This window comes from Mesorhizobium sp. M7A.F.Ca.CA.003.01.2.1 (genome assembly GCF_003998945.1).
Classification (GTDB): Bacteria; Pseudomonadota; Alphaproteobacteria; order Rhizobiales; family Rhizobiaceae; genus Mesorhizobium; species Mesorhizobium ciceri.
This window is the reverse complement of record NZ_RZRA01000258.1, coordinates 1-6,154: the sequence shown is the minus strand read 5'-3', so window position 1 is coordinate 6,154 and position 6,154 is coordinate 1. Positions and strand designations below refer to the sequence as shown.

8 protein-coding genes are annotated in these 6,154 nt (G+C 63.5%); 4 read left to right on the top strand and 4 right to left on the bottom strand.

The window, feature by feature from the left end; translation table 11 throughout:
• The coding region (locus tag EN969_RS12970; protein ID WP_127419160.1) for an LLM class flavin-dependent oxidoreductase at nucleotides 1-881 on the bottom strand (881 nt) is incomplete at its 3' end.
• A gap of 278 nt (nucleotides 882-1,159) precedes the next feature.
• On the opposite strand from EN969_RS12970, the gene EN969_RS12965 reads away from it, so the two are divergent.
• The gene (locus EN969_RS12965; protein ID WP_013528462.1) at nucleotides 1,160-1,588 is read left to right on the top strand and encodes a DUF6481 family protein; all 429 of its coding nucleotides are present in this window, start codon (nucleotides 1,160-1,162) and stop codon (nucleotides 1,586-1,588) included.
• A 138-nt stretch (nucleotides 1,589-1,726) separates the two neighbouring features.
• On the opposite strand, the gene sugE is transcribed toward EN969_RS12965, so the two are convergent.
• Entirely contained in the window at nucleotides 1,727-2,041 is a 315-nt protein-coding gene (gene sugE, locus EN969_RS12960; protein ID WP_013528463.1) for a quaternary ammonium compound efflux SMR transporter SugE, read from the bottom strand.
• A 205-nt stretch (nucleotides 2,042-2,246) separates the two neighbouring features.
• On the bottom strand, nucleotides 2,247-2,372 hold the full coding sequence (locus tag EN969_RS36630; RefSeq protein WP_013528464.1) for a hypothetical protein: 126 nt from the start codon (nucleotides 2,370-2,372) through the stop codon (nucleotides 2,247-2,249).
• A 312-nt stretch (nucleotides 2,373-2,684) separates the two neighbouring features.
• Between EN969_RS36630 and EN969_RS12950 the strand changes: the two genes are divergently transcribed.
• The 3 genes from EN969_RS12950 (at nucleotide 2,685) to EN969_RS12940 (ending at nucleotide 5,054) form a co-directional block, all read left to right on the top strand.
• Nucleotides 2,685-3,494, top strand: a complete 810-nt coding sequence (locus EN969_RS12950; protein ID WP_027161100.1) for a transglutaminase family protein — start codon at nucleotides 2,685-2,687, stop codon at nucleotides 3,492-3,494.
• 128 nt (nucleotides 3,495-3,622) lie between these two features.
• On the top strand, nucleotides 3,623-4,588 hold the full coding sequence (locus tag EN969_RS12945; protein ID WP_013528466.1) for a cation diffusion facilitator family transporter: 966 nt from the start codon (nucleotides 3,623-3,625) through the stop codon (nucleotides 4,586-4,588).
• A gap of 61 nt (nucleotides 4,589-4,649) precedes the next feature.
• Complete coding sequence (locus tag EN969_RS12940; RefSeq protein WP_013528467.1) at nucleotides 4,650-5,054, top strand: GFA family protein; 405 nt, start codon at nucleotides 4,650-4,652, stop codon at nucleotides 5,052-5,054.
• A 20-nt stretch (nucleotides 5,055-5,074) separates the two neighbouring features.
• Here the strand turns inward: EN969_RS12940 and EN969_RS12935 are convergent.
• A partial coding sequence (locus tag EN969_RS12935) for a DNA recombination protein RmuC (RefSeq protein WP_164758241.1) occupies nucleotides 5,075-6,154 on the bottom strand: 1,080 nt, incomplete at its 5' end.

The window sequence follows — 6,154 nt, the reverse complement described above, 5'->3', positions numbered from 1 at the left end:
TCAGCCACTTGCTCGGGACTGCCGACGAACAGGGCGCCTGTGGGGCCGCGCGACTGGTCGAAATGCGCCCGCGAGGTCGGACCCCAGCCGCGCTCGCGGCCGATGCGATTCATCACTTCCGCCTGCGGGCCGTAGAAATCGTCCGCCGCCTGCTCGGTCGTCTCGGCGATGAAGCCGTGCACGTTGATGCTGGTGGCAAGGCCCGCCGGATCACTGCCGGCGCGCTTGGCGGCTTCGCGGTAGAGATCGAACAGCGGCGCGAAACGCGCCGGCTCGCCGCCAATGATGGCGAGCGCCAGCGGCAGGCCGAGCGCGCCAGCGCGGGCGGCAGACTGCGGCGTGCCGCCAATGGCGATCCAGACCGGTAGCCTGTCCTGGAAGGGCCGGGGATAAACGCCGCGATCGTTGATCGGCGCACGCAGATTGCCCGACCAGGTGACCTTCACGCTGTCGCGGATGGCAAGCAGCAGATCGAGTTTTTCGGCGAACAGCTCGTCATAATCCTCGAGGTTGAAACCGAACAGCGGGAAGGATTCGATGAACGAGCCGCGCCCGGCCATGATCTCGGCGCGGCCGCCCGACAGAAGATCGAGCGTGGCAAATTGCTGGAAAACGCGCACCGGGTCATCGGAAGACAGAACGGTGACCGCGCTGGTCAGCTTGATGCGCTTCGAACGCTCGGCCGCCGCGGCCAGGGCCACGACCGGTGCGGAGGCGGCATAGTCGGGCCGGTGATGCTCGCCGAGGCCGAAGACGTCGAGGCCGACCTGGTCGGCCAGCTCGATCTCCTCGATCAGGTTGCGCAGCCGCTCATGCGGGCCGATGGCACCGGGGCCCGGCTGCGGGCTGACGTCGGCGAATGTGTAGAGACCGAGTTCCATTTGATGTCATCCTGGTGTTGGGTTTTCGGGTTAGACGTAGCGACGCCTCAGCCGCGCCGCCAGTGGGGCGGACGGTGAACAGTGCATGTCGGTTTCGGCTCTATCTCTTCGTCGCCATTCCGGACGGAAAACCGCTTCACACTTTTCCTGGAATTGCTCCAAAGGCGTCTCCCGAGTGCAACAGCCGACAATTTCATGGCTGCCATGCCGTTTTGGCGCTTGAACTCTCGGTTTTCGCGCGTATGTAAGCGTCGCGAATTGACTTCAGGGAAGTGGACTTGGCTATCTACAGGGAAAAAGACGTTTTCGAGCGGCGCAATGCCGCAAACGAGGCAAAGAAGGCGCTCCTCGAGCGCTTCAAGGCAAAGCCGGCGGCGGATGATCCCGCAGTGCTGGCGCGGCAGGCTGAACGCAAGGCTATCCTTGCGGCCCGCGAAATCCGCGAGGCCGAAAAGGCCCGGCTGAAGCAGGAGAAGCTGGCACGCGAAGCGGTCGAGAAGGCCGAGCGCGAGGCAGCAGCCGAAGCGGCACGTATCGCCGCCGAGGAAGCTGCACAGGCCGAGGCCAAGATTCGGGAATCCGAAGAGAACGAGCGCATCGCCCGTCTTCTGGCCGACGAAGCCGAACGCAAGGCCAAGCGTGACGCGCGTTATGCGGCACGCAAGCAGCGTACCGGCAGGACGCCTCCGGGCTTCTCCGCCCGCTAGCTCTCGGCTACGGAGCAATCTGCTTCGAGAACCAGGGTCGCCTCGCAGCGGCCCTGAACGTGTTTGTCCCATGCATGTCGCCCTGGTCCCGGCTCTGGGAGGACGACATGCGCAAACCAAGAGACCTAAGCGTTACCGTCAGGCGGCGAACTTCAGCCCCATGATGCCGCAGACGATGAGCGCGATGCAGGCCAGCCTGATCGCGGTGGCCGGTTCGCCGAGCAGCCAGATGCCGAGCAGTGCCGTACCGACGGTGCCGATGCCGGTCCACACCGCATAGGCGGTGCCGACGGGCAGCGCCTTCAGCGCCAGGCCGAGCAGAGTGAGGCTGACGACCATCGAGGCAACGGTCAGCACGGTCGGCACCAGCTTCGAGAAGCCATCGGTGTATTTGAGGCCGATTGCCCAGCCGATCTCGAACAAGCCAGCGAAAAAGAGAAGAATCCACGACATCGACAACGCTCCATCAGAGCATCGGACCGAAAAGTGACTTCGGCGTCCGACGATCAGTCAAACAATGGCGGGTCGTCCCGTCCGGATTTGGGGAAGCGCGAGGTCGTCCCCGCCACGCCAATATAAGAATTTCGGGCGCTCGATCAACAGCGACCGGCAACAAGTGTCGCCGGCCGTAATCTTATTGCGAAGTGGATCGCCGGACCTACTTGTCCTTGAGCTTCATCGCCTTGACCGGCGGCGCCTTCAGCGCCGGAGCCGGAGCGGGCTTCTTGGCGTCCTTCTTCGGCTTGCGGGCTTCCTTGCCTGCCTTCATCGCACCTTTAGCCATGATTCGTTCCTCCTGATGTGAGAAGCCAAGTGAAACAAGAGAACCGCCCGACCGCAAGGGGTTAGCGACTGTTGCCGCCGACAGCGGATCGCTTTCAACCGGTTTCTAGAGCAATTCACCGTTTCGCGGAAACAGTGAATTGCTCTAACTCTTTGTTTTGACGCAATTCCGGACGGAAAACCGCTTCACACTTTTCCTGGAATTGCTCTAATTTGCTCGTAAACCATGGCGGTCCGTGCCATGGTCATTTTCGCACTGCAGCATCGACCCGAGCTTCGCCGGGTGATCGTCAGGCAGGCCGTCAGGACGACAATGCGAATCCACATCGGCTGCGAGATGAGCTTCGACTTTCCGCAGGAAACGCCGCTCATCGCGATGCTGAATGTGCACTATTCGCGGGCCTCCGATCTCGAGCGGCCGGATTTCCTGATCTCCAATCCGCCGGTGCCGATCGAAAGCTATCGCGACAGTTTCGGCAATTGGTGCAACCGGCTTGTCGCGCCGCCCGGGCGCTTCACCTTCGGCACCGACGCGGTGATCCGCGACCCCGGCACCTTCGAGATGGGCGACCTGATGGCCTGGCAGCACGAGGTGCGCGACCTGCCGGCGGACACATTGCTGTTCCTGCTGCCCAGCCGTTTTTGCGAAAGCGACCTTCTGGCTGACGAGGCGTGGCGGCTGTTCGGCAACACGCCGCTGGGTATTCCGCGCGTGCAGGCGGTCTGCGACTTCGTCCACAGCCACATCGTCTTCAACTACGGCAATGCACGGCCGACGCGCACCGCGGCGGAAGCCTATCGTGAACAGAGCGGCGTGTGCCGCGACTACGCGCATCTCGCCGTCACCTTCTGCCGGGCACTCAACATCCCAACGCGCTATTGCACCGGCTACATCAGCGACATCGGTATGCCGAAGCCATGGGCAAGCATGGATTTCTGCGCCTGGATGGAAGTCTATCTCGGCGGCCGCTGGCATGTCTTCGACCCGCGCAACAATGCACCGCGCATCGGCCGCATCCTGATCGCCTCCGGCCGCGACGCCGCCGACGTGCCGCTGACCCATATTTTCGGCCCGGGAACGCTTGCCGGCTTCAAGGTGTGGACCAGCGAGATCATCGAGTAGTCGCCGTTTTCCATAGACCGGATCTCTCATGGCCGCTGCCGTGGACGACCCGACATTCGCGCGGTGTGATGCCTGTGGAGCTTTAGCGGCCTGGCCGCTAGACTGCGCCTTGAACGGGGGCAAATGCCATGGCCGGGCACGGCGGCTCAAAAAAGGTGATCTACGCGGCGCTCGCCGGCAATCTCGCCATCGCGCTGACCAAGTTCGCCGCCGCCGCCTTTACCGGCAGTTCGGCGATGCTGTCGGAGGGCGTCCATTCGCTGGTCGATACCGGCAATGGCGGCCTGCTGCTCTACGGCATGCACCGCGCCGCTCGCCCTGCCGATCGCACGCATCCGCTCGGCCACGGCCGCGAACTCTACTTCTGGAGCTTCATCGTCGCGCTCCTCGTCTTCGCGCTGGGCGCCGGCGTGTCGTTCTACGAAGGCGTGGTCCATATCATGGCGCCGGAGCCGGTCGCCAACGCCAAGGTAAACTATATTGTTCTGGGCCTTTCCTTCCTGTTCGAAGGCAGTTCGTGGTGGGTCGCCCTGAAGGAGTTTCGCCGGCAGAAGGGCAGGCAAGGCTGGCTGCAGGCCGTGCAGTCGAGCAAGGATCCGAGCGTCTACACCGTGCTGTTCGAGGACAGTGCGGCACTTCTCGGCCTGATCGTCGCTTTCGCCGGCATATTGGCAGCGGAACTGCTGGAGATGCCGGAGCTCGACGGCGCCGCCTCGATCGGCATCGGACTGATCCTTGGCGCGACCGCGATCTTCCTGGCCCGCGAAAGCAAGGGCCTGCTGATCGGCGAGCCGGCGTCGCCCGAGGTGCAGATGAAAGTGCTGGCGATCGCCCAGCAGGATCCGGCGGTGCAGCGGGCGAACGGCGTCCTGACCGTCCATATGGGGCCGACAGAGATCGTCGCCGGGCTCAGCATCGAGTTCGAGGACCATTTGACGGCGCCCGAGATCGAAGCTTGCGTCGAGCGCCTGGAGGCGCAGTTGAAGAAGGAAATGCCGGAGATCACACGGCTGTTCGTCAAGCCGCAGACGTCAGGCACCTGGGAGCAGCGACGCAGGCTGATCGATTCCGCATCCGATCCTGCCCTGGACTAAAACCGTGCCATTGCCTCACGGCCTTGCGCCGCTAGATTGAAGGGGCTTTGGAGGAACGAAGATGAGAATAGACGGCGGCTGTCATTGTGGCGCCATCACCTACGAGGCGGAGGTCGATCCGGAAAAGACCACGATCTGCCACTGCACGGATTGCCAGCAACTGACCGGCACGGCTTTTCGCCTTACGGTTCCGGCGCCGGAAAGCAACTATCGCATCACCAAGGGCACGCCGAAAATCTACATCAAGATCGTGGCGAGCGGCGCCAAGCGCACCCAGGCCTTTTGCGCCGACTGCGGTTCGCATCTTTACGCCACGTCTGTCGGAGATGGTCCGAAGGTCTATGGAATTCGCGTGGGGACCGCGCGGCAGCGCCAGGATTTGATCCCGACACAGCAGAAATGGCACCGCTCGGCGCTGCACTGGCTGCCTGAATTTCAGGGCATGACCACGTTGGAGGAGCAGTAGCGCCGGTCCGGCACCGCGCCTCAATCGTCGCCTTCGACGACCCTCAGCCTGAGCTGCCCGGTTTTCGAATCGGCAACGCGCGCGCCGGTATCGACCTTGGCGGCGGGAGCCCGTGACGCGGCGTCTACGGCGGCATCGCCGTCGGGCTGCGCGCCGAATTCCAGCGCCTCGATCTTCTGGCCGCGCTTGGTGACCTTCGACGTCGAAACCAGTATGTCGTCGATGTCCTTGGCCGACTGGCCGAAATGCACCTGCAGCTTGCGCACCCGCTCATCGACACGCGCAACATCCTCCATCAGCCGGATGACCTCGCCCTGGATCAGGTGCGCCTGTTCGCGCATGCGGGCATCCTTGAGGATCGCCTGGATGACCTGGATCGACAGCATCAGCAGCGACGGCGAGACGATGACGACGCGCGCACGGTGCGCCTTGTGCACGATCGCCTCGAAATTCTCGTGGATCTCGGCGAACACCGATTCCGACGGCACGAACATGAAGGCAGTGTCCTGCGTCTCGCCCTGGATCAGGTATTTTTCCGAGATATCGCGGACATGGATCTCGATGTCGCGGCGGAAGGCCTGCGAAGCTGCCTTCTGCAGATCGGCGCCATCGGCGGCGCGGATGGCGTTCCAGGCTTCCAGCGGAAATTTTGCATCGATGGCCAGCGACGGCGCGCCGTTCGGCATCTTCACCAGGCAGTCGGGCCGGCTGCCGTTCGACAGCGTCGCCTGGAACTCATAGGCACCGTGCGGCAGGCCGTCGGCAACGATCGCCTCCATGCGCGACTGGCCGAACGCGCCGCGCGTCTGCTTGTTCGAGAGGATCGCCTGCAATTGCACGACCTGGCCGGCGAGCGACTGGATGTTGCCTTGCGCGACGTCGATGATCGCCAGCCGTTCCTGCAATTTGGCCAGGCTCTCATGCGTGGATTTGGTCTGCTCGGTCATGGTCTGGCCGAGCCGGCCGGTCATGGCGTCGAGGCGTTGGCCGATCGATTGCGTCAGTTCCGCCTGCCGTGCGCCGAACACTTCCGCAATGGCGCCCATGCGGCCCTGCATTTCGGCCTGGCTTTGCAGAATGCCGGCCATCCGCACTTCCGC